Origin of the sequence: Sphingomonas oligoaromativorans (assembly GCF_011762195.1) — a bacterium.
In the GTDB taxonomy this organism is placed as follows: domain Bacteria; phylum Pseudomonadota; class Alphaproteobacteria; order Sphingomonadales; family Sphingomonadaceae; genus Solisphingomonas; species Solisphingomonas oligoaromativorans.
This window is the reverse complement of the sequence record NZ_JAASQK010000012.1, coordinates 17507-43509: the sequence shown is the minus strand read 5'-3', so window position 1 is coordinate 43509 and position 26003 is coordinate 17507. Positions and strand designations below refer to the sequence as shown.

General features: G+C 66.6%; 23 protein-coding genes. 14 read left to right on the top strand and 9 right to left on the bottom strand.

Features of this window, described 5'->3' with window-relative positions:
- Positions 1-147 precede the first annotated feature (147 nt).
- The 11 genes from FHS98_RS17355 to FHS98_RS17305 all read left to right on the top strand — a co-directional run bounded on the left by FHS98_RS17355 (position 148) and on the right by FHS98_RS17305 (position 13345).
- Positions 148-951 carry a TorF family putative porin gene (locus FHS98_RS17355; protein ID WP_243848093.1) on the top strand — a complete coding sequence of 268 codons (804 nt, stop codon included), beginning with the start codon at positions 148-150 and terminating at the stop codon, positions 949-951.
- A gap of 106 nt (positions 952-1057) precedes the next feature.
- Positions 1058-1147, top strand: coding sequence for a K(+)-transporting ATPase subunit F (gene kdpF / locus FHS98_RS17350; protein ID WP_019834363.1), 90 nt, complete (start codon positions 1058-1060; stop codon positions 1145-1147).
- A gap of 13 nt (positions 1148-1160) precedes the next feature.
- Complete coding sequence (gene kdpA / locus FHS98_RS17345; protein WP_167108216.1) at positions 1161-2864, top strand: potassium-transporting ATPase subunit KdpA; 1704 nt, start codon at positions 1161-1163, stop codon at positions 2862-2864.
- A 14-nt stretch (positions 2865-2878) separates the two neighbouring features.
- Positions 2879-4948 (top strand): potassium-transporting ATPase subunit KdpB, encoded by a 2070-nt coding sequence (gene kdpB, locus FHS98_RS17340; RefSeq protein WP_167108213.1) that lies wholly within the window; start codon positions 2879-2881, stop codon positions 4946-4948.
- A gap of 10 nt (positions 4949-4958) precedes the next feature.
- Positions 4959-5549, top strand: coding sequence for a potassium-transporting ATPase subunit KdpC (kdpC, locus tag FHS98_RS17335; RefSeq protein WP_167108210.1), 591 nt, complete (start codon positions 4959-4961; stop codon positions 5547-5549).
- A gap of 73 nt (positions 5550-5622) precedes the next feature.
- Positions 5623-5949 carry a hypothetical protein gene (locus FHS98_RS17330; RefSeq protein WP_208402352.1) on the top strand — a complete coding sequence of 109 codons (327 nt, stop codon included), beginning with the start codon at positions 5623-5625 and terminating at the stop codon, positions 5947-5949.
- Between the two features lie 69 nt (positions 5950-6018).
- Positions 6019-6342 carry a polyhydroxyalkanoic acid system family protein gene (locus FHS98_RS17325; RefSeq protein ID WP_167108203.1) on the top strand — a complete coding sequence of 108 codons (324 nt, stop codon included), beginning with the start codon at positions 6019-6021 and terminating at the stop codon, positions 6340-6342.
- 304 nt (positions 6343-6646) lie between these two features.
- Positions 6647-9871, top strand: coding sequence for a TonB-dependent receptor (locus tag FHS98_RS17320; protein WP_167108200.1), 3225 nt, complete (start codon positions 6647-6649; stop codon positions 9869-9871).
- Between the two features lie 186 nt (positions 9872-10057).
- The gene (locus FHS98_RS17315) at positions 10058-10810 is read left to right on the top strand and encodes a SapC family protein (RefSeq protein ID WP_167108197.1); all 753 of its coding nucleotides are present in this window, start codon (positions 10058-10060) and stop codon (positions 10808-10810) included.
- 4 nt (positions 10811-10814) lie between these two features.
- Positions 10815-11840 carry a cupin-like domain-containing protein gene (locus tag FHS98_RS17310; protein WP_167108194.1) on the top strand — a complete coding sequence of 342 codons (1026 nt, stop codon included), beginning with the start codon at positions 10815-10817 and terminating at the stop codon, positions 11838-11840.
- Positions 11841-11860: 20 nt separating this feature from the next.
- Complete coding sequence (locus tag FHS98_RS17305) at positions 11861-13345, top strand: tryptophan 7-halogenase (RefSeq protein ID WP_167108191.1); 1485 nt, start codon at positions 11861-11863, stop codon at positions 13343-13345.
- Positions 13346-13443: 98 nt separating this feature from the next.
- Here FHS98_RS17305 and FHS98_RS17300 read toward each other — a convergent pair whose 3' ends face one another.
- The 5 genes from FHS98_RS17300 to cyoA are packed head-to-tail and all read right to left on the bottom strand — an operon-like array spanning position 13444 to position 18266.
- A complete protein-coding gene (locus tag FHS98_RS17300) occupies positions 13444-14166 on the bottom strand; it encodes an SURF1 family protein (protein ID WP_167108188.1) in 723 nt (240 codons plus the stop codon).
- Between the two features lie 17 nt (positions 14167-14183).
- On the bottom strand, positions 14184-14552 hold the full coding sequence (gene cyoD / locus FHS98_RS17295; protein ID WP_167108185.1) for a cytochrome o ubiquinol oxidase subunit IV: 369 nt from the start codon (positions 14550-14552) through the stop codon (positions 14184-14186).
- Positions 14549-15184, bottom strand: coding sequence for a cytochrome o ubiquinol oxidase subunit III (cyoC, locus tag FHS98_RS17290; RefSeq protein WP_167108182.1), 636 nt, complete (start codon positions 15182-15184; stop codon positions 14549-14551). Before cyoC ends, cyoD begins: the two co-directional genes overlap by 4 nt.
- 1 nt (position 15185) lies before the next feature.
- Positions 15186-17183, bottom strand: a complete 1998-nt coding sequence (gene cyoB / locus FHS98_RS17285; protein WP_167108179.1) for a cytochrome o ubiquinol oxidase subunit I — start codon at positions 17181-17183, stop codon at positions 15186-15188.
- Between the two features lie 21 nt (positions 17184-17204).
- Positions 17205-18266 (bottom strand): ubiquinol oxidase subunit II, encoded by a 1062-nt coding sequence (gene cyoA, locus FHS98_RS17280; protein WP_167108176.1) that lies wholly within the window; start codon positions 18264-18266, stop codon positions 17205-17207.
- A gap of 166 nt (positions 18267-18432) precedes the next feature.
- Here cyoA and FHS98_RS17275 point away from each other — a divergent pair, with 166 nt between their 5' ends.
- The gene (locus FHS98_RS17275; RefSeq protein ID WP_167108173.1) at positions 18433-19764 is read left to right on the top strand and encodes an MFS transporter; all 1332 of its coding nucleotides are present in this window, start codon (positions 18433-18435) and stop codon (positions 19762-19764) included.
- 52 nt (positions 19765-19816) lie between these two features.
- Here the strand turns inward: FHS98_RS17275 and FHS98_RS17270 are convergent, their stop codons facing one another.
- Both FHS98_RS17270 and FHS98_RS17265 read right to left on the bottom strand, forming a co-directional pair.
- On the bottom strand, positions 19817-20518 hold the full coding sequence (locus FHS98_RS17270; protein ID WP_167108170.1) for a Bax inhibitor-1/YccA family protein: 702 nt from the start codon (positions 20516-20518) through the stop codon (positions 19817-19819).
- A gap of 3 nt (positions 20519-20521) precedes the next feature.
- A complete protein-coding gene (locus FHS98_RS17265; RefSeq protein ID WP_167108167.1) occupies positions 20522-20758 on the bottom strand; it encodes an HP1242/YdcH family protein in 237 nt (78 codons plus the stop codon).
- Between the two features lie 307 nt (positions 20759-21065).
- Here FHS98_RS17265 and ahpC point away from each other — a divergent pair, with 307 nt between their 5' ends.
- The gene (gene ahpC, locus FHS98_RS17260) at positions 21066-21629 is read left to right on the top strand and encodes an alkyl hydroperoxide reductase subunit C (protein WP_167108164.1); all 564 of its coding nucleotides are present in this window, start codon (positions 21066-21068) and stop codon (positions 21627-21629) included.
- A gap of 124 nt (positions 21630-21753) precedes the next feature.
- Complete coding sequence (gene ahpF, locus FHS98_RS17255) at positions 21754-23337, top strand: alkyl hydroperoxide reductase subunit F (protein WP_167108161.1); 1584 nt, start codon at positions 21754-21756, stop codon at positions 23335-23337.
- Between the two features lie 58 nt (positions 23338-23395).
- On the opposite strand, the gene FHS98_RS17250 is transcribed toward ahpF, so the two are convergent.
- Together FHS98_RS17250 and FHS98_RS17245 are read right to left on the bottom strand one after the other, a co-directional pair.
- Positions 23396-25000, bottom strand: a complete 1605-nt coding sequence (locus FHS98_RS17250) for an L-lactate permease (protein ID WP_167108158.1) — start codon at positions 24998-25000, stop codon at positions 23396-23398.
- Between the two features lie 149 nt (positions 25001-25149).
- Complete coding sequence (locus FHS98_RS17245) at positions 25150-25938, bottom strand: FCD domain-containing protein (RefSeq protein WP_167108155.1); 789 nt, start codon at positions 25936-25938, stop codon at positions 25150-25152.
- Positions 25939-26003 lie beyond the last annotated feature (65 nt).

The following is a 26003-nucleotide window of genomic DNA, read 5'->3' as shown; positions in this document are numbered from 1 at the left end:
CTGCGATCGACGGCGATGCTTATGGGAATCCTATGCGGACGGCGCAGAGCGCTCTCGAATTCCAACGGCGGGCACGCCTAATGGGGCGTCCTCGCGTGGGGCATGGCGACCGGCACTCCGGCGCCGCCTGCGCATATGGGGACATTGATGACCAGCTTTCGAATGTTGCCGCTTGCCGCCTGCCTGTTCGCCTCGGCCTTCGCCGCGGCGCCCGCGCTGGCGGACGACGCGCCCGCTTCCGCCTCGCCCTTCACCATCACCGGTTCGGCGGGCCTGTGGTCGCAATATCGCTTCCGCGGCATTTCCCAGTCGGACAACAAGCCCGTCTTCCAGGGGTCCGTAACGGTAGCGCACGCGTCCGGCTTCTATCTGTCGGCGTGGGGATCGAGCGCGTCGGCCAACGACGCCGTCAACATCGGCGGCACCGAGATCGACATCTATGGCGGCTACACCCACGCCATCGGCAAGAGCGGCGTCACCGTCGACGCCGGCCTCTACGGCTATATCTATCCGGGCAGCAGGCACGCCGTCGGGATCAGCGAGAATTATTATGAGGTCTATGGCTCGCTGGCCAGGACGCTCGGTCCGGTGACCGCCAAGGCGGGCGTCAACTGGGCGCCACACCAAGCCTATTTCGACGATTTCGCCACCGCCACCCGCACCAACATGTACGTCTATGGCGAGCTGGGCTTCGCGCTGAAGGCCCTGCCCGTCTCCTTCCACAGCCATGTCGGCCACACCGGCGGCGGGCTCGATTATGCCGGCCGCGACTATGTCGATTACACGGTGGGCGCGACCGCCAGGTGGAAGGCGCTCGCCTTCGACCTCTCGGTCACCGGCACCAACCTGTCGAAGCGCGACACCCGCCCCTTCGACCTCGCCCTCGACACCGATGATTTCCACCGCGCCGCCAAGACCGTGCTGGTCGGGTCGGTGAGCGCCTCCTTCTGACGGGAGATCCCCATGCAGGACTTTCTCTGGATCGCACTCATGCTGGGGCTGGTGGGCATCACGCTCGCTTATGTCGGCCTCTGCGACACCATCTGAGGACAAGCCCATGACGCTCGACCTCTGGCTCGCCGCGATCACCGCGATCGGCCTTCTCTTCTATCTGGTCGCAGTCCTGCTGCGGCCCGAGCGCTTCTGACCGGAGCTCCGCCATGACCATGCAGGGATGGACCCTCATCATCGCCTTCTTCGGCGTGCTGCTCGCGCTCACCAAGCCCATGGGCCTGTGGCTGCACGCGCTCTACGAAGGCCGCCGCACACCGCTTCACGCCCTCCTCGGGCCGGTGGAGACGGGCTTCTACAGGCTCGCCGGGATCGACCCGAACGAAGAGCAGAGCTGGCGCCGCTACGCGGTCCACATGATCGTGTTCAACGCCGCGCTGATGGCCTTCACCTATCTGATCCTGCGCGCGCAATATGTCCTGCCGCTCGACCAGAACCATTTCGCCGGAATGCCGGAGCATCTCGCCTTCAACACGGCGGTGAGCTTCACGACCAACACCAACTGGCAGAGCTATGCCGGTGAATCGACGCTGTCGAACCTCTCGCAGATGCTCGGCCTTACCATCCACAACTTCCTGTCGGCGGCGACGGGCATCGCGCTCGCCTTCGCGCTGTTCCGCGGCTTCGCGCGGCGCGAGGCGAGCGGGCTCGGCAATTTCTGGGCCGACTGCACCCGCATCACCCTCTATCTGCTGCTGCCGGTCTCGGTGGTGGTGGCGCTGGCCTTCGTGGCCTGCGGCGTGCCGCAGACGCTGGCGGCCTCGGCCGACATCACCACGCTCGAAGGCGTGAAGCAGACGCTCGCGCTCGGCCCGGTCGCGACGCAGGAAGCGATCAAGATGCTCGGCACCAACGGCGGCGGCTTCTTCAACGCCAACTCGGCGCATCCGTTCGAGAACCCGACCGCGCTCACCAACTTCGCGCAGATGCTGCTGATCCTCTGCATCGGTTCGGGGCTCACCTGGACCTTCGGCAGGGCCGTCGGCAACACGAAGCAGGGCTGGGCGATCCTTTCGGCGATGATGCTGATGCTGATCGCGGGCGTGGCCGTCTGCTACAGCCAGGAAGCGGCGGGCAACCCGGTGCTCCACCATCTCGGCGTCGCCGGGGCCAATATGGAGGGCAAGGAAGTCCGCTTCGGCGCGGCGGCCTCCGCTCTCTTCGCGGTGGTGACGACGGCGGCCTCGTGCGGCGCGGTCGATGCGATGCATGACAGCTTCACCGCATTGGGCGGCCTGATCCCGCTGTTCAACATGCAGCTCGGCGAAGTCGTCATCGGCGGCGTGGGCGCCGGCATCTACGGCTTCCTGCTGTTCGCCATCCTCGCGGTGTTCGTGGCGGGCCTGATGGTGGGCCGCACGCCCGAATATGTCGGCAAGAAGATCGAGGCCCGCGAGGTGAAGCTCTCGGTGCTCGCCATCGCCGTGCTACCGCTCGTCATCCTCGGCATGACCGCGATCAGCTCGGTGCTGCCCGCCGGCCTCGCGGGGCCGCTCAACAAGGGGCCGCACGGCTTCTCGGAGATCCTCTACGCCTTCACCTCGGGCGTCGCGAACAACGGCTCGGCCTTCGCCGGGCTCACCGCCTCCACGCCCTATTATGACGGGATGCTGGGCGTCGCGATGTGGCTCGGCCGCTTCTTCATCATCGTGCCGATGCTGGCGGTGGCCGGCTCGCTCGCGGCGAAGAAATACACGCCCGCCACCGCCGGTTCCTTCCCGACGACCGGCCCGCTCTGGATCGGCCTCTTGGTCGGCATCGTGCTGATCCTCGGCGGCCTCACCTTCCTGCCCAGCCTCGCGCTCGGGCCTATCGCCGATCATCTCGCGATGATCCGCGGCCAACTCTTCTGACAGGACGACGCCCCATGGCTCGCACCGCAAAGAAATCGCTGTTCACGGCGGACCTGATCCTGCCCGCTTGTCGCGACGCTTTCCTGAAGCTCAACCCGAAGGAGCTGATCCGCAACCCGGTGATGTTCGTGACCGCCTGCGTGGCGGCGTTGCTCACCATCCTGCTCGTCGTCGGGCATGACACTCTGACGACCGGCTTCAAGCTGCAACTCGTCGCGTGGCTGTGGCTGACGGTGCTGTTCGGCACGTTCGCAGAAGCCCTCGCCGAAGGGCGCGGCAAGGCGCAGGCGGCGTCTCTCCGCGCCACCAAGGCGGAGCTGACCGCCAAGCGCGTCAAGGGGAGCGGCGTCGAAGCCGTCCCCGCCAGCGCGCTGCGGGTCGGTGACATCGTCGTCGTCGAGACCAACGACCTCATCCCCTCCGACGGCGAAGTGATCGAAGGCGTCGCCTCGGTGAACGAAGCGGCCATCACCGGCGAGAGCGCGCCGGTGATCCGCGAGGCGGGCGGCGACCGTTCCGCCGTCACCGCCGGCACGCGCGTGATCTCGGACGAGATCAGGGTGCGCGTCACGGTGAACCCCGGACAGGGCTTCCTGGATCGCATGATCGCGCTGGTCGAAGGCGCCGAGCGCCAGAAGACGCCGAACGAGATCGCGCTCACCATCCTGCTCGTCGGCCTGACCATCATCTTCCTGATCTCGGTCGGCACCATTCCGGGCTTCACCGCCTATGCGGGCGGCGGCGTGCCGGTCGCGATCCTGGCGGCGCTGCTCATCACGTTGATCCCGACGACCATCGCGGCGCTTCTCTCCGCGATCGGCATCGCTGGCATGGATCGGCTCGTGCGCTTCAACGTGCTCGCCAAGTCCGGCCGCGCGGTGGAGGCGGCGGGCGACGTCGACACGCTGCTGCTCGACAAGACCGGCACCATCACCATCGGCGATCGGGCGGCCACCGAGTTCCGTCCGCTCGCCGGCGTCCGGCCCGAGGAGCTGGCCGAGGCAGCCCTTCTCGCCAGCCTCGCCGACGAGACGCCGGAAGGCCGCTCGATCGTGGCGCTCGCCCGCGACAAGTTCCGCGTCGCCACCAAGGCGCTGCCGGGCGATGCCGAGGTGATCCCCTTCACCGCCCAGACGCGCATCTCGGGCGTGAAGATCGGCGCCGCCACCATCACCAAGGGCGCGGTGGATTCGATCCTCAAGGCGCTCCACCGCGAGGCGGCGGACGCCAATGGCGGCGTCGCCACCCTCGCCCGCCACGACGAACGCGCCGAGCAGGAACTGCGCCGCACCACCGACGAGATCGCCCGCGCGGGCGGCACCCCGCTGGCGGTCGCGCGCGACGGCAAGCTGCTGGGCGCGATCTATCTCAAGGACATCGTCAAGGCCGGCATCCGCGAGCGCTTCGGCGAACTGCGCAAGATGGGCATCCGCACGGTGATGATTACCGGCGACAACCCGCTCACCGCCGCCGCCATCGCCGCCGAAGCGGGCGTGGACGATTTCCTCGCGCAGGCGACGCCCGAGGACAAGCTGGCGCTGATCCGTCAGGAGCAGCAGGGCGGCAAGCTCGTCGCGATGTGCGGCGACGGCACCAACGACGCGCCCGCGCTCGCGCAGGCCGATGTCGGCGTGGCGATGAACACCGGCACGCAGGCCGCGCGCGAGGCCGGCAACATGGTCGACCTCGACAGCGATCCCACCAAGCTCATCGAGATCGTGGGCCTGGGCAAGCAGCTCCTGATGACGCGCGGCGCGCTCACCACCTTCTCGGTGGCGAACGACGTGGCGAAGTATTTCGCGATCATCCCGGCGATGTTCATCGCGATCTATCCGGGCCTCGCGGTGCTGAACGTGATGGGGCTGAAGACGCCGCAGTCGGCGATCCTCTCGGCCATCATCTTCAACGCGATCATCATCCCGCTGCTCGTGCCGCTGGCGCTCAAGGGCGTGAAATACCGACCGATCGGGGCCGGCCCGCTGCTCCGCCGCAACCTCGCCATCTACGGCCTGGGCGGCATCATCGCGCCGTTCGTCGGCATCAAGCTCATCGACCTGGCCGTGAGCGGCCTCGGTCTTGCCTGAGGATTTCATCATGGCCAAGGATTTCACCACCTCATTGCGCCCGGCACTGACGCTGACCGCCGGCTTCGCGCTGCTGCTCGGCATCGGCTATCCGCTGGCGATCACCGGCGTGGCGCAGGCCGTCTTCCCCCATCAGGCCAATGGCAGCCTAGTGACGGACAGGGCCGGGAAGGCGATCGGCTCCGAACTGATCGGCCAGACCTTCGCGTCCGACCGCTACTTCCACCCCCGCCCGTCGGCGGCGGGCAAGGGTTATGACGGCACGGCCTCGTCGGGCTCCAACTACGGCCCGACCAGCCAGCCGCTGGCCGATCGCGTGAAGGGCGACGTGACGAAGCTCTCGGCCGAAGCGCCCGGCCGCGCCATCCCGGCCGACCTCGCGACCGCCTCGGGCTCGGGCCTCGACCCGGACATCAGCCCGGACGCGGCCTTCTTCCAGGTCGACCGCGTGGCGAAGGCGCGCGGGCTCGGCGTCGACGCGGTGCGCCAGCTCGTCCGGCGCAGCATCGACGCGCCGGCCATCGCCTTTCTCGGCGATCGCCATGTGAACGTGCTGGCCTTGAACCGGGCGCTCGACGCGATGGGCCACCCCGCGCCGTGAAACCCCGCGCCGCCCCTGCCCCGCGCGGGGCGGCGCCCCGCCGCCGGACCGCGACCGGCCCTGGGAGCCGATGATGGACCGGAAGACCGCGCGCATCCTGCGCCCCGCCCTGCGGCCGCTCGGCCTGCTCCTGCTGGGGGCCGCTTATGGCCTCGGCCGCGCCCTCGTCGCGATCGGCGCGCCCGTTCCCGCGCAGCAGCCGCCGCTCGTCTATCTCCTGTCCCTGCTGGCCTTCGCGTCGGGCAGCGCCGGCACCGCGCTGCTGCTGGAGGGGCATCACCTGTTCGATCGGGTCCGCGTCTCCGAGCGCTGGATCGCGCGCGCGCCGCCCGCCCTCGCGGAATCCCGCTGGACGTCGGACGATCCTCCCGCCGAGCCCCCCGGCCGGCGGACCGCCTGAGCCCCGGAACCGCCGCCCCGCCCCACCTGTTTCAGCGGCGAACCGATCATCCCGGAAAGGCGATGCGCCATGGCCAGCGCGCCGACGATCGAAATCCCTCACACGCTCGGCCGTGAAGAGGTGCGCCGGCGGCTTGCGAACCGGATCGGGGAGCTGCCCCAACACATCCCCGGAGGCGTCGCCCGGATGACGACGGACTGGCCGGACCGGGACCGCATGACCCTTCACCTCGTCGCGCTCGGGCAATCCGCGAACGCCACGATCGACATCGAAGACCGAATCGTGCGCGTAAAATTGATTTTACCACCGATTCTTTCCTTCATGACCGAGGCCATCTCGGCCGCGATCCGGCGTGGCGGAGAGGAACTGCTGCTGCCCGATCATTCGGGGTAAGCCGGTTGGCGCATGTCGGAATGTTGCAGCGCGCGCCTCGTCCGGCATCGTCATTCGCGTGGTCGACACACGCGGGAAGCACGGCTCGATGCGGCTTTCCGAGTATTGATCTGACAAATGAAGAACAGGTCGAAACGGGCCAAGTCATGATGCTGTTGCACAGATGCACATCCTAGGATTTTAGCGGATGACAGCATTGACAATTGGTGTCTGGATGGTAGCCCTACCATCGGGCGGCGTAAGATTGCCCGAGTGAAAAAGATGTGGCCGGTTTCAGGGACCGGCGCCAGATGGAGGGGGTTTCATGAAGGGCTTCGGGCTCTTGCCGACGCTTGCGCGTTCGGCATCGACGATTGCTGTCGCCACCGGTCTTGCGATACCGGGCGTGGCGATGGCGCAGACGGCCACCGGGCCGTCGGACACCGCGGCATCCACGCTCGCCGCACCGCAAACAGCCGCCGGTCCGCAAAGTGACGCCGCCTCCGCGGGCGTCGGCAGCGAGATCGTCGTCACCGGCATCCGCGCCTCGCTGGAACGCTCGATCGCGATCAAGCGCAACACGCTCGGCATCGTCGACGCGATTTCGGCCGAGGATATCGGCAAGTTCCCGGATACGAACCTCGCGGAATCGCTCCAGCGCATTCCCGGCGTGTCGATCGATCGCGTCAACGGCGAAGGCGCGCAGGTCACGGTTCGCGGCTTCGGCCCGAGCTACAACCTCGTGACCCTGAACGGCCGCACGCTGGCGTCCTCCTACGACCAGACGGTCGGCGGCGACGAAAGCGGCGACGGCTCGCGCGGCGTCACCCGCTCGTTCGACTTCTCGAACATCGCGACCGAAGGCGTGAAGACGCTCGAAGTCTACAAGACCGGCCGCGCGGCGGTTCCCTCGGGCGGCATCGGTGCTACGATCAACGTCGTCACCCGCTCGCCTCTCGATTCCAAGGATCCGGGCTTCAACGGCTCGATCGGCGCCAAGGCCGATTGGGACACCAGCGCCGACGACTGCGTCCATTGCGGATCGAAGGTCACGCCCGACCTCACCGGCGTTCTGAACTGGAGCAACCCGGATCAGACCTTCGGCGTCTCGCTGTTCGGCAACTATTCGCAGCGCCATTTCTCGACCGTCGCCGCCACGTCGAACGACTGGAACATCCGTACTCTTTCGGATTTCCTCGATCCGGCCAACGGCTTCGTGAACGCGCAGACCAAGATCAACAATCTGCCGTCGAACCCGAACGAACTGGTCTCGGTCCCGAACGACAGCCGCTACCACTTCTCCGACGACAAGTATGAGCGCTTCAACACGCGCGGCGTCGTGCAGTGGAAGCCGGTCGACACGCTGACGCTGACGGCCGACGCCCTCTACGTCCAGACCAAGCAGAAGGAAATCCGTTCGGACGAATCGAACTGGTTCAACCGTCCGTTCGACGAAGTCACCTTCGACAACAACCCGACCGTCGCGACCACCACCTACCTGCATGAAACCATCGCGGGCGTGAAGGACGAGGACTTCGAGCAGCAGGCCCGCGCCCAGAAGAACACGCTTCAGGATTACGGCCTGAACGCGAAGTGGGACGTGACCGATCGCTTCACCTTCTCGGTCGACGGCCATTACGGCAAGTCCTCGGTTCTGCCGGACAACAAGAACGGCACCAGCTCGACCCTCGTCGGCCTCGGCGCCAACGTGATCGCTGCGCACTCGGTTGATTACAGCGGCGGCATCCCCGTGCAGGACATCACCGTCGTCGACAATGTTCCGGGCAAGACGGGCAATGGCAACGGTGTGCTCGACGTGGGCGATGTCGGCTCGTCGATCGGCCGTACCTTCACGACCAGCCAGCGTCAGACTGTCAAGGAAATCCGCGCCGACGGTGGCTGGGATCTGGGCGGTGGCAGCCGCTTCGACTTCGGCGGCCTGTATCGCGACACCAAGACTAACGAGCGCCTGCTCGCCACGCAGCAGACTCTCGGCAACTGGTCGGTCGATCACCCTGGCGACGTCGAGGCGATGTCGCCCGGCACGCTTCATGACTTCTGCCTGCTCTGCAAGTTCAACTCTTATGACCCGCGCGCGTCGGGCGCGAACCTGATCACCTTCCGTGGTGACCCGCTCACGCTCTACAACGATCTGTCCGGTGGTTATCTGGCGCAGGATGCCGCGGCGCTCGCCGCAAATCCGAACGCCGCACAGCCCCACCAGATCACTGTCACCAACAACGAGAACAACACTGTCCGCGAGAAGATCTGGGCCGCTTACGGGCAGGTCACCTGGAAGGGCCAGCTCGCCGGCATGGATGCCAACCTCGTCGCGGGTGCCCGTTACGAGCACACCGAGGAGCAGGCGACCTCGCTCGAGGCCGTGCCGACCGCCATCACCTGGGTATCGGACAACGACTTCACGGTGAGCGTCTCAAATACGCCGACGGTGCTGCGCAACACGGGCCATTACGACAATCTGCTGCCGGCGTTCGACTTCTCGCTCAACCTGAAGCCGAACCTGATCGCCCGCTTCTCGGCGAGCCGCACGATCGCGCGTCCGAACTACGACAGCCTGTTCGCGTCGACCGCCGTGTCCGGCCCGCCGCGTCCGACGGCGATCGGCGGCGTTCCGACCGCGACCACCGGCAACACCAACCTGGCGCCGCTGATCTCGGACAACTTCGACGTGTCGTTCGAGTGGTATTACAAGCGCGACAGCTACATCTCGGTCGGCTTCTTCGACAAGCGCGTGCATAACTTCCTGGGCACGGGCGAGACGACCGGACCGCTGTTCGGCCTGAAGGATCCCACTTCGGGGGCTCCGGGCACGCGTTCGGGTGCAGCGAAGGCGGCGCTCCAGGCTCTGGGCGCCGACATCACCGACGTGAACCTGTTCACCTACACGGCCCTCATCCAGCGGGATGGCGCGGCCGCGGCGGCAACCGAGTTCGGTGCGCACTACAACCCGGCGACGCACACCGTCGATCAGGACTTTGTCAGCCAAGTCCTGACAGCGGTTGATCTCAACGGCAATGCGGACGACCCGGATTACCAGTTCTCCATCTCCAAGCCGATCAACAACCGGGATGCGCAGATCTGGGGCTTCGAACTTCAGGGCCAGCATTTCTTCGGGAATACGGGCATTGGCGTCGCGGCGAGCTTCACCTACGTCCATGGCGACGTGGGCTTCGACAATGGCGGCGATCCGAACGTCGATCAGTTCGCGCTGACCGGCCTCAGCAACTCCGCCAACGCCACGCTGATCTACGACAAGAACGGCATCTCCGCCCGCCTGTCGTACAACTGGCGTGACAAGTTCCTGTCGTCGCTGAACCGCGACAGCTATCGTAACCCGGTCAACACCAAGGCTTACGGTCAGCTCGATGCGAACATCAGCTACGACATCACGCCGCGTATCGGCGTGTCGATCGAAGCCATCAACCTCACCAACGAGAGCCTGCGTACCTATGGCCGCTCGGTGAGCAATGTGTGGTTCGCGCAGGAATTGCAGCGCCGCTTCCTCTTCGGGGCGCGCTACAAGTTCTAAAGCCTGAACGGACATACGGACGAAGGGAGGCCGCTGCCTGCGGGTGGCGGCCTCTTTCGTACCGGGTTGAACGGAACCTGTGTTGGTTCCATGCTGATGCGGTCCCGCCCGATCGGGATGGCGGCTTGCCCCTGCGGAAAGCGCCGTCGCCAACGGGCCAGCGACAAAAGCTCTCGGGATTTTCGCATGACGAACATAGTGCTTCTGAACAATGTCGAGCATCATGACCTCCGGGTCATGCTCGGCCATTCCGCCGCGTTCGGCGACGCCGTCAACCAGACGCTGATCCTGCCGACCGAATTTGAGGATGCGCAGCGGGAATATCCCATCCTGCTTCAGCAGACGGAAGATGGCCGCACGCAGGCGGTGGTGCTGCTCGGCCTCGATCGCGACGAGAATCTCTATCTCGAACAGAATGGCTGGACCGGCCGCTACGTCCCCGCGATCCACCAGCGTGGTCCCTTCCTAATCGGCTTTCAGGAGCGCGACGGCCGCCGCGAGCCGATGATCCATGTCGATCTCGACCATCCGCGCATCCATCGCGGCGAGAAGGAAGGCAGCCAGCCGCTGTTCCTGGCCCAGGGTGGCAATGCCCCCTATCTCGATCATGAGATCCGCATCCTGCGCGTCATCCATGACGGGCTGGAGGTTGGCCAGGCGATGTACGACGCCTTCGCCGAGCATGAGCTGATCGAGCCGGTGCGCCTGCAAATCTCGCTCGACGAGACGACGCGCTACGACCTCACCGATTATCACACGGTCAGCGCCGAGAAGCTCCAGCAGCTCGACGGCGCGGCGCTGGAGAAGCTGCATCGCGCGGGCTTCCTGCGGGCGGCGTTCAACGTCGTCCAGTCGAGGGGCAATATCAGCCGGCTGATCGACATGAAGAACCGCAAGCGCGAGGCCGCGCAGGCGGCGAAGGCCCCGGAACTGGCCTGATCCCATGCTGGATGCCGCGCCCCCCGTCGAGACCGTGACGAGCCGGGCCGAACCCGACCTCGCCCGGCTGCTGGAGGGCCAGCAGCCGGTGCTGTTCAAGGGCCTCGCCGGCGACTGGCCGCTGGTCCGCGCCGGACGCGAGGGGCCGGATGCGGCGATGGCCTATCTCAAGCGCTTCTATCGGGGGCGGCCGGTCGCGGGCTATACGGGCGACCCCGCGATCAAGGGGCGCTTCTTCTACAACGACGATGTGACGGCCATGAATTTCCGGGCCGAGAGCGTCGCGCTGGATGGCTTCCTCGATCGCATCCGGGAGCATCTGGACGACCCGCAGGCGCCCGCCTTCTATGTCGGCTCGACCGATCTGGACGGCTATCTGCCCGGCCTTCGCGGCGAGAACGGCCTTCCGCTCGACGATACGGCCTTCGGGGTGAGCCCGCCGCTGGTCAGCATCTGGATCGGCAACCGCACCACGGCGGCCACCCATTACGACATGTCGAACAACATCGCCTGCTGCATGGTCGGCCGGCGGCGGTTCACGCTGTTCCCGCCCGAACAGGTCCACAATCTCTATCCCGGCCCGCTGGAGCCCACGCCCGGCGGGCAGGTGGTCAGCATGGTCGACCTCCACGCGCCGGACCTCGCGCGCTACCCCCGCTTCGCGCAGGCCCTCGCCGCCGCGCGGGTCGTCGAGATGGAGCCGGGCGACGTGCTCTTCTACCCCGCGCTCTGGTGGCATCAGGTCGATGCGCTCGACGGCTTCAACGCGATGATAAACTATTGGTGGACCGGCGCGCCGCGTTTCATGGACACGCCGCAGAACACGCTGCTCCACGGCCTGCTCAGCCTCCGCGACCGGCCGATGAGCGAGAAGCGGGCGTGGCGCGAGCTGTTCGACTATTACATCTTCGGCCCCGCCGGCCATGCCGCCGAGCATCTCCCCGAACACGCCCGAGGCCCGCTCGGCCCGATGGACGAGATGAAGGCGCGGCGGCTGCGCGCCCTCCTCCTCAACCGCCTCAACCGATAACCCTGAACCCGGAGCCTATTGTGAGCACGCAGACCGTGAAGCGAGTGGTGATTGCAGGGGGCGGAACCGCCGGCTGGATCGCGGCGGCGGCCCTCTCCCGCCATCTGGGGCCGCTCCTCGACATCACGCTGGTCGAATCCGACGAGATCGGCACCGTCGGCGTGGGCGAATCCACCATCCCCACGGCGCGCACCTTCCACCGCCTGCTCGGCCTCGACGAGCGCGGCTTCATGCGCGCCGCCAAGGCGAGCTTCAAGCTCGGCGTCACCTTCGAGAACTGGGGCGGCATCGGCGATCGTTACATCCACTCCTTCGGGCAGGTCGGCCATTCGACGTGGATGGGCGGCTTCCAGCATCTGTGGATGCAGGCGGCGGCGCAGGGCTTCGGCGGCGACATCGGCGATTATTGCTTCGAGCTTCAGGCGATCAAGCAGGAGCGTTTCGCCACCTCCGACAAGGCCAACATCAACTACGCCTATCATCTCGACGCCGGGCTCTACGCCGGTTTCCTGCGCGCCTTCAGCGAGGCGCACGGGGCCAAGCGCGTCGAGGGCCGGATCGCCGAGGTCCGCCAGAACAGCGAGACGGGCTATATCGAGAGCCTGCTGCTCAGCGACGGCCGGGTGCTTGAAGGCGATCTGTTCATCGACTGCACCGGCTTCCGCGGCCTGCTGATCGAGCAGACGCTGAAGGCCGGCTTCGAGGACTGGCGCCACTGGCTGCCGACCGACAGCGCCATCGCGGCGCAGACGCCCTCCACCAAGCCCGCCTCCCCCTATACGCTGGCGAGCGCGCACGAGGCCGGCTGGCAATGGCGCATCCCGCTCCAGCACCGGATGGGCAACGGCTTCGTCTATTGCAGCGAGCATATGTCGGACGAGGAGGCGCGCGCCCGCTTCCTCGCCAATCTGGATGGCGAGCCGATCGCCGAGCCGCGCCTGATCCGCTATCGCGCCGGCGCGCGCAACACGGTGTGGGAGAAGAACTGCATCGCGCTCGGCCTCGCCTCGGGCTTCGTCGAGCCGCTGGAATCGACCAGCATCCACCTCATCATGCTGGGCGCGACGCATCTGGTGCAGAATTTCCCGTTCAACGGGATGAACCCGGCGCTGGTCCGCCGCTACAACCAGCAGTCCCGCGCCGAGCTGGAGCGGGTGCGCGACTTCGTGATCCTGCATTACCACCAGACCGAGCGCGATGACTCGCCCTTCTGGAACTATTGCCGCACCATGGATGTGCCCGAGACGCTGGCCGAACGCGTCGCGCTGTTCCGCGAGGACGGGCATCTCGTGCAGGATGCGGACGATCTGTTCCGCGTCGATAGCTGGCTTCAGGTGATGCTCGGCCAGCGCGTGCGGCCGAAGGGGCACCACCAGATGGGCCGCCTGCTGCCGCCCGAGGAGCTGCGCGAGGCGCTCACCAGCCTCAAGGGCAATATCGCGCGGGCGGTGGCGAACCTGCCCCGCCATCAGGATTTCCTCGACCAATATTGCCCGGCGGCCTGACGGCGCCCCTCAGCGGGGGTTCGCCAGCGGCTTGACCGCTTGGCCCCGGCGATGCGCCGGGCCGGGGCAGCACCCCGCCCCGAGCGCGGGTGAAACCGCTACGGCTTCTCCCGCCAGAACAGCACCGCGCCATAGGCCGAGAGCAGCGCCAGGCAGAACCAGGTGATCGCATAGACGAGGTGGTTGTTGGGGAAGGAGATCACCGTCAGCCCGCCCAGCGGCCATCCGCCGGGGTTCGGCGTCGCATCCGCATCGATGAAATAGGGCGCCGTGGCGCCGAGCCCCCGCGCCTTCGCGATCGCGCCGACATCGCGCGAGAACCAGCGCCCCTGCGCCGGCTCGTTCGGCTCGAAGATGCGTCCCTTGGGCTCCGTGATGCGGAGCAGCCCGGTGATCCGCACCGGGCCGGCAGGCTCGCCGCTGGCGCGCGATCGGGGATCGGCCAGCTTCTCGGGCACATAGCCCCGGTTGATGAGGACGGTGTATCCCGCCGGCGTCTGCAACGGCGTCAGCACCCAATAGCCGAGCCCCTGCTCGGTGAGCGCCTGCACCAGCGTCTCCCGGTCGTTGAGCAGCCGCCCCTCGATCGCCACATGCCGATACTGGTCGCGCGCCGCGGTGACGCCCGGCCAGTCCGCCGGCCCCGGAGCCGGCGTCGCGACGGCATGGACGCGCTTGTCGACCGCGTCGATCAGCGCCAGCTTCCACGCGCGCCGCTCGATCTGCCAGATGCACAACGCCCCGAACAGCGCGACGCAGAGCATCGCGAAGCCGGCCAGGAAAAAGCGCTTGCCCCGGCTGGGAGGAGCGTCGTCGTCCATATTCTCTTCCCGAACGATCAGTGCATCGGGCCGTTCGGCATCGGCATCATGTTGGCGTTGAGATGGAACATGACCCACACCGAGCCCCCGATGGTGAGCACCACGATCACCGTCGTGAACAGGAAGGACAGCAGCGTCCATCCGCCCTCGGATCGGGTGTCCAGATGCAGGAAGCAGGTCACATGGACAACGATCTGGAGGAGGGCAAGCGCGAAGATGAGCGCGGCGGTCAACCCCGGGCTGGACAGCGGCCGCGCCATCACCAGCCAGAAGGGCAGGATCGTCAGCAGGATCGCGAGCCCCGCCCCGATCCGGTAACCGCGCGGGCTGCCATGCCCATGCGTGTCGCCATGGGCGTGATGGGTTTCGGTGGGGGAAGTGCTCAACGGATCACTCCATAGAGATAGACGAAGGTGAACACGCCGATCCAGATGATGTCGAGGAAGTGCCAGAACATCGACAGGCACATCAGCCGCCGCTTGGTGTCCGTCGTCAGCCCGCGCTGGCCGATCTGCACCAGCATGGTGACGAGCCAGATCAGGCCGCAGGTGACGTGCGCGCCATGCGTGCCGACGAGCGTGAAGAAGGCCGAGAGGAAGGCGCTGCGCTGCGGGCCGGCGCCTTCAGCGACGAGGCCGGCGAACTCCGAAAGCTCGACCGCGATGAACGCCGCGCCGAGCAGACCCGTCACCGCCAGCCAGAAGCGCGTCGGGCCGACGCGCCCCGCCTCGATATGGGGGATCGCCTGCCCGAAGGTGATCGAGGAGGCGAGCAGGAAGCCGGTGTTGAGCGCGACCAGCGGCAGCTCGAAGACCTCGCGCGAGGTCGGCCCGCCGGCATAGTTGCCGCTCACTACGCCGAACATCGCGAACAGCGAGGTGAAGATGAGCGCGTCGCTCATCAGGTAGATCCAGAAGCCCAGGATCGTGGCGCCGCCGCCATGATCGTGATGCTCCTCCTCCACCTGATGCCAGGTGATGGCGCCGTTCTCGCCGGGTTCCAAAGCGCGATCGGTCATGTCAGGCCCTCGCCTCCAGCGGTTGCGGTCGCTGGCTCTCCGTCCGGGTCACCTCGTCCGCGGGGATGAAATAGTCCCGGTTGAAGTTGAACGTGTGGCCGATGGCGACCACGAACAGGCCCACGAAGCTGAGCGCCGCCAGCCACCACATGTACCAGATCATGCCGAAGCCGAGCGTGAAGGCGAGCCCCGACAGGATCACGCCCGCGCCGGTGTTGCGCGGCATGTGGATCGGGCGGAAGCCCTCCGCCGGCCGCTGATAGCCGTGCGTCTTCATGTCGTACCACGCATCGAGATTGTGGATGACCGGCGTCAGCGCGAAATTATAGGCCGGCGGCGGCGACGTGGTCGACCATTCGAGCGTGCGCCCCTCCCACGGATCGCCCGTCGTGTCGCGGAGCTGGTCGCGCTTCACGAAGCCCATGATGATGCTCATCACGAAGCCGAGGATGCCGATCAGGATCACCACCGCGCCGATCGCCGCGACGATGAAATAGGGCTGGAGCGACAGGTCGTCGAAATGATGGACGCGCCGCGTCGTGCCCATCAGGCCGACGATGTAGATCGGCGCCCAGGCGATCCAGAAGCCGACCGTCCAGCCCCAGAAGGCGACATGGCCCCAGAAGGGATCGAGCTTGAAGCCGAACGCCTTGGGGAACCAGTAGACCATCCCCGCGAACAGGCCGAACACCACGCCGCCGATGATGACGTTGTGGAAATGCGCGACGAGGAACAGCGAGTTGTGCAGCACGAAGTCGGCCGGCGGGATGGCGAGCAGCACGCCGGTCATGCCGCCGATCACGAAGGTGAGCATGAAGGCCACCACCCACATCATCGGCAGCTCGAAGCGGATGTCGCCCCGGTACATGGTGAACAGCCAGTTGAAGATCTTCGCGCCCGTGGGGATCGAGATCACCATGGTGGCGATGCCGAAGAAGCTGTTCACGCTCGGCCCGGCGCCCATGGTGAAGAAATGGTGCAGCCAGACCAGATAGGACAGGATGGTGATGACCACCGTCGCGTAGACCATCGAGGAATAGCCGAACAGGCGCTTGCCCGTGAAGGTCGAGGTGATCTCGGAGAAGATGCCGAACGCGGGCAGGACGAGGACGTAGACCTCCGGGTGGCCCCAGATCCACACCATGTTCCAGTACATCATCGGCGCGCCGCCGAGCTGGTTGGTGAAGAAATGGGTGCCGGCGTAGCGATCGAGGATCAGCAGGAAGAAGGCCGCGGTGAGCGCGGGGAAGATGGCGACCGCCAGCGCGTTGGAGCAGAGCGCCGTCCAGCAGAACACCGGCATCTTCATCATCGTCATGCCCGGCGCGCGCATCTTGATGATGGTGGCGACCATGTTGATCGCCGACAGCGTGGTGCCGACGCCGGCGATCTGCAACGACCATAGATAATAATCGACGCCCGTATCCGGGCTGTAAGCCAGCTCGGAGAGCGGCGCATAGCCGAGCCAGCCGGTGCGCGCGAACTCGCCGACGAACAGCGACAGCATCACCAGCACCGCGCCCGCCACCGTCAGCCAGAAGCTCAGATTGTTGAGGAACGGGAAGGCGACGTCGCGCGCGCCGATCTGCAACGGCATGACGAAATTGACGATGCCCACCACCAGCGGGATCGCCACGAAGAAGATCATGATCGTCCCGTGCGCGGTGAAGATCTGGTCATAATGGTGCGACGGCAGGAAGCCCTGATCGGAGCCGAACGCGACCGCCTGCTGCCCGCGCATCATCAGCGCATCCGAGAAGCCGCGCAGCAGCATGATGATGCCCAGCACCAGATACATGATGCCGATCCGCTTGTGATCGACGCTGGTGAACCATTCCTTCCAGAGATAGCCCCAGAGGCGATAGCGCGTGATCGCCGCCAGAACCGCCAGCCCTCCCAGGGCAACGACGATGAAGGTGCCGACCAGGATGGGCTCGTGGATCGGGAGGGAGTCCCAGGTCAACCGCCCGAAGATCGTCTTGGTGAGCGTGTCGGTCATAACTGTTCCGCTGGCACGAGATCAGGCGTGACCGGCGCGCACCGCGCCGGGGGCGAGGGAGGGATCGGCCCGCGTCATGTCGCGGTGATGCGGATCGCCGGGCTTGGGCTGGGCGGGGGCGGCGGGCTTCACCGCGCTTCCGGGCGCCGTGCCGCCCGCGCGCTGCATGTCGCGGTGCATGACGTCCGCCTGACAGGGCGTTCCGGGCTCGACGCAGGCGTTGACGATCCGATCGAACAACCCCGGCTGCACCGAGGCGAAGTGCATCACCGGCGCCCGCTCGCTCGGCTTGGCGAGCGCGATATAGGCCTGCGTGGCAAGGCCCCCGCCCGATCCCTTCACGCCGGCCACCCAGCGATCGAAATCCGCCGGCGCCATCCCGCGCAGCCTGAACTGCATGTCCGAGAAGCCCCGGCCGGTATAGTTGCTCGAATAGCCCGTGGTCTCGACCGGCCGGTTGAGCACCGCGTTCAGCTCGGAGCGCATGTTGGGCATGGCATAGACCATGCCCGCCAGCGTCGGCGCGTAGAAGGCGTTGAACTGGTCGGTCGAGGTGATCGAGAAATGGACCGGCACGTTGGTCGGCAGCGCCAGTTCGTTGACCGTCGCGATGCCGAGATCCGGGTAGATGAACAGCCATTTCCAGTCGAGCCCGACGACCTCCACCTCCAGCGGCTTGGTGCCCGGCGGAACCGGCTTGCCCGGCGCGATCCGCGCCAGCGGACGGAAGGGATCGAGCAGATGCGTGCTCGTCCAGGTGACGGCGCTGAGCGCGATGATGATGAACAGCGGGCAGGACCAGATCACCAGTTCGAGCGTGGTCGAATGATCGAAGCCCGGATCGTAGGTCTTGTTGGGATTGCCGCGCCTGTATCGCCAGGCGAAGAGGACGATCAGCACCATCACCGGCACGATGATGAGCAGCATCACGAGCGTGGCGAAGAGGATCAGGTTGCGTTGCTGGAGGGCGATGTCCCCGGCGGGATTCATGACGTCCCGGCTGCATCCGCCGAGCAATGCGGACATGGCCAGCAGCCCGAGGCGCAGGCCGTGGCCGATGAGGTTGGGTGCTTGTCTCCGCATGCGTCCCGCGAGCCCTCCCTTGTCCGATTCGATCGCTCGATCAGAGCCCCGCTATAGTGGACCGCCGGATGAACAAACAGCAAGGGAGATCGTTGCGTCCCCGTCGTTGGCGAAGTATCCGTGACAGTCATGACTGCTCTTCGATGAATCGAGGGAGGCGAACGGGATGGCGGCAGGCACGCTGGACACGGCGAACTCGACTCCGCTGGAGCGCGACGCCCGGCTCATCAACGCCCGCGAGCATCAGATCCGGCCAGGCGACATCGCGGTGGGCGTCATCATCGGGCGCTCGACGGAATTCTTCGATTTCTTCGTCTATGCCATCGCCTCCGTCCTCGTCTTCCCGGCGCTGATCTTCCCCTATGTCAGCGCGCTGACCGGGACGCTCTATTCCTTCGCGATCTTCGCCCTCTCCTTCGCCGCGCGGCCGTTCGGCGCGCTCGTCTTCATGTGGCTGGACCGGCGGCACGGGCGCGGCGTCAAGCTCACCATCGCCATGTTCCTGCTCGGCGGATCGACGGCGGCGATGGCCTTCCTGCCGGGCCATGCCCAGGTGGGCGGCATGGCCGCGGTGCTGCTCGCGCTGTTCCGTCTCGGCCAGGGCTTCGCGCAGGGCGGGGCGTGGGACGGGCTGCCCTCGCTCCTCGCGCTCGCCGCGCCGGCCGGGCGGCGCGGCTGGTTCGCGATGATCCCGCAGCTTGGGGCGCCGATCGGCCTGTTCGTGGCGGCGGCGGTGTTCACCTTCCTGCTGAACACGCTCAGCCCGGCGGATTTCATCGACTGGGGCTGGCGCTATCCCTTCTTCGTCGCCTTCGTCATCAACGTGGTGGCGCTGTTCGCCCGCCTCCGCCTGATCTCCACGCCCGAGTTCCAGGAGCTGTTCGAGAGCCGCGAGCTGCAACCCTCCTCCGTCACGGAGATGTTCCGGGAGGAAGGGCATACCGTGATCCTCGGCGCCTTCGCGCCGCTCGCCAGCTTCGCGCTCTTCCATCTGGTGACGGTGTTCCCGCTGTCCTGGGTGGTGCTGTCCGGGGAGAAGCCGGTCCGCTTCCTGGCGATCGAGATGGTGGGCGCGGCGGTCGGCCTGCTGGCGGTCACCCTGTCCGGCGCGATCGCGGACCGGGTCGGGCGCCGCACGCTGCTGGGCAGCTCGGCCGTGCTGATCGGCGCGTACAGCGGCTTCGCCCCGCAGCTTCTCGGGCGCGGCACGGCGGGCGAATGGGCCTATATGATGCTGGGGTTCGTTCTGCTCGGCCTGTCCTTCGGCCAGGCTTCGGGCGCGGTGAACAGCAGCTTCTCGATCAAGCATCGCTATACCGGCGCGGGGACGACGGCCACCGCCGCCTGGTTCATCGGGGCCGGCTTCGCGCCGCTGGCCGCGCTGCTGCTCGCCAGCACGTTCGGGCTGATCTCGGTGGGCGCCTATCTTCTGTCGGGCGCGATCTGCACGCTGGCGGCGCTCGGCCTGAACCGCGAATGGGGCCGCAAGACGGACTGAAAGGGAAGCGGCGGCCGGTTTTCACCCGGCCGCCCCCCCCCCGGCCTGAGCCTCAATTCTCCCGGTCGCCGCCCAGATTGAGCAGGAGCTGGAAGAGGTTGATGAGGTTCAGATACAGGCTGAGCGCGCTCATCACCTGAAGCTTCTCCGCCTGTTCCGAGCCCGCATAAGCGAGATATTCGGATTTGGCGCGCTGCGTGTCCCACGCCGTCAGCCCCGTGAAGACCGCCACGCCGGCGAGGGAGACGAGCGTCTGGATCGCGCTCGACCCCACGAAGATGTTGATGAGCGACGTCGCGACGACGCCGATCAGGCCCATCATCAGGAAGGTCGACCAGCGGGAGAGATCCCGCCCCGTGGTGTAGCCCCACAGGCTGACGCCCGCGAACATCGTCGCCGCGACGAGGAACATCTGCGCGATGCTCGTCGCGGTGAAGACGAGGAAGATGCTCGCCATCGACACGCCCATCAGCGCCGCGAAGCCATGGAAGGCCAGCCGTGCCGACGCCGTCGTCATCCGCTCGATGCGGAAGGAGAAGAGCATCACGAAGGCCAGCGGCGCCAGCATCGCCACCCATTTGAGCGGCGTGCCGAAGATCGCCGCGGTCAGCGCGGGCGAACTCGCCACGCCGAACGCCACGGCCGCCGTCACCAGCAGGCCGAGCGCCATTACGCGATAGATGCCGATCATGTGCCGGCGCAGGCCCGCGTCATAGTCGGGCGTCGCCAGCGGCCTTAGAAGGATGCGTTCCATGGCTCAGGCCTCCTGCGCGGCAAGGCGGCGGGCACGCAGCGAGCCCAGCAGGCGCCGCGCCGCGCGCCGGAACTCGGCGGCGTCGGGGATGTGCCGGGCAAGCTGGTCCTTCGTCGCCAGCCGCAGCTTCTTGAGCTGCGTCAGTCGCAATTCGTCGGGCGCCAGCCGGGCGCGCTCGCGGCGGATCTCGCCGTTCAGGCGGCGGTGGCTGGCGATCAGGCGCTCGATCAGAGCGTTCATAATGTCCTCCATCGAAATGACTTCGATCGAGGCCTCGGTGTGGGTGGAAGGGCAATTTCCGAACCAGCACCGAGCGCGCTCGATGCGGTCCGACATCACGGGGCTTGGGGTAAGCCGCCGCCAGAGGGGCCCGGTCCGCGAAGACAGGAGTATCGGCTTGAAGCTGAACCCCCGATGAGCGAGGCGGCGGGTCACGCTTAATCGATTTCTTCGATCTATGGGTTCGATATAAGTGACTTGGCGATTTGCTGCGGTGCATTATGTTTGCCCCCGCAACCTGCCTTGCAACCCGCCTTAAGGAGCTAACATGTCGCTTATCGGAACGACCATCAAGCCGTTCGAAACCCAGGCCTACAAGGAAGGCAAGTTCGTCACCGTCACGGATGCCGATACCAAGGGCAAGTGGGCGGTGTTCTTCTTCTATCCGGCCGACTTCACCTTCGTCTGCCCGACCGAGCTGGAAGACCTCGCCGACGTCTACCCGACCCTCCAGAAGCTGGGCGTCGAGGTGTATTCGGTGTCGACCGACACCCATTTCAGCCATAAGGCGTGGCACGACACCTCGCCGGCCATCGGCAAGATCAACTATTACATGCTCGGCGATCAGAACCACACGATCTCGAACAATTTCGACATCCTGCGCGCCGGCCAGGGCCTGGCCGATCGCGGCACCTTCGTGGTTGACCCGGAGGGCGTGATCCAGCTCGTCGAGATCACCAGCGAGGGCGTGGGCCGCAACGCGGCCGAGCTGCTGCGCAAGATCAAGGCCGCGCAGTATATCGCCGCGCATCCGGGCGAGGTCTGCCCGGCCAAGTGGGAAGAAGGCGAGACCACCCTCGCCCCGTCGCTCGATCTGGTCGGCAAGATCTGATCGGCCGTGGAGCCGGCTGCGGCCGGCTCCACCCCTCATCCCGTCCTGCTGCCTTCCTGTCAGCCGTGGGCGCGCGCCACGGTTATCGCGAAACCAGCCAGACATTCCCCCGGAGGAGGGCACCATGCTCGACGCCAATCTGAAGACGCAGTTGCAGGCCTATCTGGCCAACATCACCCAGCCGATCGAGCTGATCGCCTCCGCCGACGATTCCCCCAAGTCGCGCGAGATGCTCGCGCTGCTGGGCGAGATCGCCGAACTTTCGGACAGCGTGGACGTCGTCCGCCAGGATGACGACAAGCGCCGCCCCTCCTTCATGATCCGCCGCAAGGGCACCGATATCGGCGTGCGCTTCGCCGGCATCCCGATGGGCCACGAGTTCACCTCGCTGGTGCTGGCGCTGCTCCAGGTCGGCGGCCACCCCTCCAAGCTCGCGCAGGAGGTGATCGAGCAGGTGCGGGCGCTCGACGGCGATTATGCCTTCGAGAGCTATTTCTCGCTCACCTGCCAGAATTGCCCGGACGTGGTGCAGGCGCTCAACCTGATGAGCGTGCTCAACCCGCGCATCCGCCATGTCGCGATCGAGGGCGGCGCCTTCCAGAACGAGGTCGAGGCGCGGCAGATCATGTCGGTGCCGGCGATCTTCCTGAACGGCGAGCCCTTCGGCCAGGGCCGCATGAACGTGGAGCAGATCCTCGCCAGGCTGGACACCGGCGCCTCGGCCCGCGCGGCCGAGAAGATCGCCGCCAAGGAGCCGTTCGAGGTTCTGGTGGTGGGCGGCGGCCCGGCCGGTGCCGCGGCCGCGATCTATGCGGCGCGCAAGGGCATCCGCACCGGCATCGCGGCGGAGCGCTTCGGCGGCCAGGTGCTCGACACCATGGCGATCGAGAATTTCATCTCGGTGAAGCACACCGAAGGCCCGCAGCTCGCCACCGCGCTGGAGCAGCATGTCGCCGATTATGAGGTCGACGTGATGAACCTCCAGAAGGCGGCGAAGCTGGTGCCGGCGAAGACGATCGGCGGCCTGCACGAAGTGACGCTGGAGAGCGGCGCGACGCTGAAGGCCCGCACCGTGATCCTCTCCACCGGCGCGCGCTGGCGGCAGATGAACGTGCCGGGCGAGGATGCCTATCGCAACAAGGGCGTCACCTATTGCCCGCACTGCGACGGCCCGCTGTTCAAGGGCAAGCGCGTGGCGGTGATCGGCGGCGGCAATTCGGGCGTCGAAGCGGCGATCGATCTTGCCGGCATCGTCGCGCATGTGACGCTGATCGAGTTCGACCGCGATCTGCGCGCGGATGCGGTGTTGCAGCGCAAGCTCGCCAGCCTGCCCAATGTGAAGGTCATCACCTCCGCGCTCACCACCGAGGTGAAGGGCGATGGCGAGAAGGTGACGTCGCTCACCTACAAGGATCGCAACCACGACACGGTGCACGAGATCGAGCTGGAGGGCATCTTCGTCCAGATCGGCCTGGTGCCCAACACCGAATGGCTGAAGGACGCGGTGGCGCTGTCCACGCGGGGCGAGATCGAGGTCGATCACCGCGGCGAGACCTCCCAGCCCGGCATCTTCGCGGCGGGCGACTGCACGACCGTGCCCTACAAGCAGATCGTGATCGCGATGGGCGAAGGCTCCAAGGCGTCGCTGGCGGCGTTCGACTATCTCATCCGCCTGCCCGCCGAGGACGAGATCGCCGAAGCGGCCTGACCCTTACGACCGATGAGCCGGACGGGCCTCGAAAGACCTGTCCGGCTTTTCCCGCCCATCAGTGCGGGATGATCGCCGGGAACACATATTGCTGGAGCAGCACCAGCAGGCCCAGCAGGAGCGTCAGCGCGATGCTGTGCTTGAAGGTCCGCGCCAGCACCTCCCCTTCCCGGCCGCTCAGGTCGGTGACGACCGTCCCCGTGCAGATATTCTGCGGCGAGACCATCTTGCCCATCACGCCGCCGGAGGAGTTGGTCGCCGCCATCAGGATCGGGCTCAGATCGAGCTGCCGCGCCGCGACCACCTGCAAATTGCCGAACAGGGCGTTGCCCGAGGTGTCGCTGCCCGACAGGAACACCGCCAGCCAGCCCAGAAAGGCCGATACCAGCGGGAACAGCGCGCCGACCGATGCGATGCCCACGCCCAGCGTATAGGCCATGCCCGAATAGTTCATCAGATAGGCCAGCCCGACGATCAGCATGGTGGTGATCGCCGGCAGCCTCACCTGCCGGAACGAGCGCAGCATCGCCTGCCCGAACTCCGCCACGCTCAACCCGACGAGCAGGCAGGTGATGATCGAGGCGAGCAGGATGGCGGTGCCCGCCGCGAGCGGCTGGAACGACCAGATCGCAGCATAAGGCTTGCCATAAGTGGTGATGAACACCGCGTTATGGAGGCCCGGCCACCGCACCTGCATCTCACCCAGCAGCGGCAGCTTCAGATGCAGCCACGCGATGACCGTGACGGACAATATGAGCCAGGGCGTCCAGCCCCGCCACGTCCCGGCCTCGCTCGCCGGCTCCGTGACCGGCTGGGGCGGGATCGCGAGCGCGAAGGCCGGATCGGGCGTCATCCGCCACACCCGCACGAACCCCAGCGTGACCGCCAGCGAGATCAGCGACGACAGAACGTCGGTCAGCGCATAGCCGAGATAGTTGGCGGACAGGAACTGGGCGATGCCGAACGACCCTCCCGCCACGAGCAGCACCGGCCACACGCCGCGCAGCGCGCGAAGGCCACCATAGGCGACGATCACATAGAAGGGCAGAAGCACCGCGATGAACGGCAGTTGCCGGCCGATCATCGCGCCGAGCATCTGGTCGGGAAGCTGGGTGACGGCGGCCAGCGTCGTCACCGGCGCCCCCAGCGCGCCGAAGGCCACCGGCGCCGTGTTGAAGATGAGCGTGAAGACCAGCGCCTCGATCGCCGGAAAGCCGAGCCCGATCAGCAGGGCGCTGGTGATCGCGATCGGCGTGCCGAACCCGGCCACCCCTTCCAGAAGGCAGCCGAACGAGAAACCGATCACCACCAGCACGACGCGGCGGTCATCGGGCAGATGCGCGACCAGCCAGTTGCGGAAGGCATCGAAGCAGCCCGATTTCACGGCCACGTTGTAGAGCACCAGCGCGTTGAAGACGATCCACATGACCGGCCACAGGGCGAAGGTGGCGCCGGCGGCGATGCTGTCCAGCCCGAGCAGGAGCGGCAGCTTCCAGACCGCCACCGCCAGCACCAGCGCGACGATCAGCCCCCCGGCGGAGGCCTGCCATGCCGGCCGCCGCAGGACGCCCAGCAGCACCAGCACGATGGCGATCGGAATCGCCGCCACCAGGAAAGAGAGCGCGAGGCTGCCGCTGACAGGTTCGACGAGTTGATGAAACATTCGGCACCTCCCCGGTGCGCAGCCCGCTCATATCGACTGCGGTCACTTTTTCTTACCAATCGATATTCTGGACCGCCGGTTCGATCAACCGGTAAAATTTTCGGACCCGGCAAGAAGGGGGAGGATCGTGCCTCGGCTCGCCACCGCGATCAGGGTTTCCGGGGCTTTCGGGCGCGCGGAGCCACCAGATCGTTGCGGGCCAGCCGCCGGATCGAGGCCTCGCGACGGCGTTCCGCCTCGTGGATGGCGCGCTGGGTCCGTATCGTGGAGATCATGTGCGCCTGCGCGGCGGCGCGCGCCGCCTCGGGGTCGCGCGCCATGATCGCATCGAAGATCGCGCGATGCTCCACGAGCTGCGAATCCCCCTCCGTGCGATGCTCGAACAGGTTCTTGCGGTTGAGATAGACGTTCGACCGCAACAGGCTTTCGAGGCTCCGCATGAAGTGGAGCATCATCAGATTGTGGCTCGCCTCATAGATGGCGAAGTGGAACTCGGCATCCGCCCGCGCGATCTCGTCGACATCACGCCTTTCATGCGCGGCGACCATCGCCTCATAGCGCTCCACGATCAGATCGCGGTCGATTTCCGACGCCCTTTCAGCGGCATAGGCCGCCGCCGCCGCCTCGACGACCAGCCGGAACTCCATGCAGTCCAGCCGCGCCTCGGGATCGTCCATCAGCAGCACCAGCGGATCGCGCAGGGATCGGCCGATCGATTCGCTGACATAGGAAGCGCCGTTCCCGTCCGTGGTCAGCATCCCGAGCCCCACCAGCTTGTCGAGCGCGTCGCGCAGCGAGGGGCGCGAGACGTCGAGCTTGGCGGACAAATCCCGCTCCGACAGCAGACGCTCGCCGGGCTGGAGGGCGCCTTCCAGGATCAGTTGCTGGATATGCTCGGCAATTGCATCGGCCAGCTTGGCCGGCCTGATCGACGACATGGTCTTCTCTAACCCCATAATTCCGAAGGCCTCAGCATCTCTCATTTCGTTGAAACCCGGTCAAT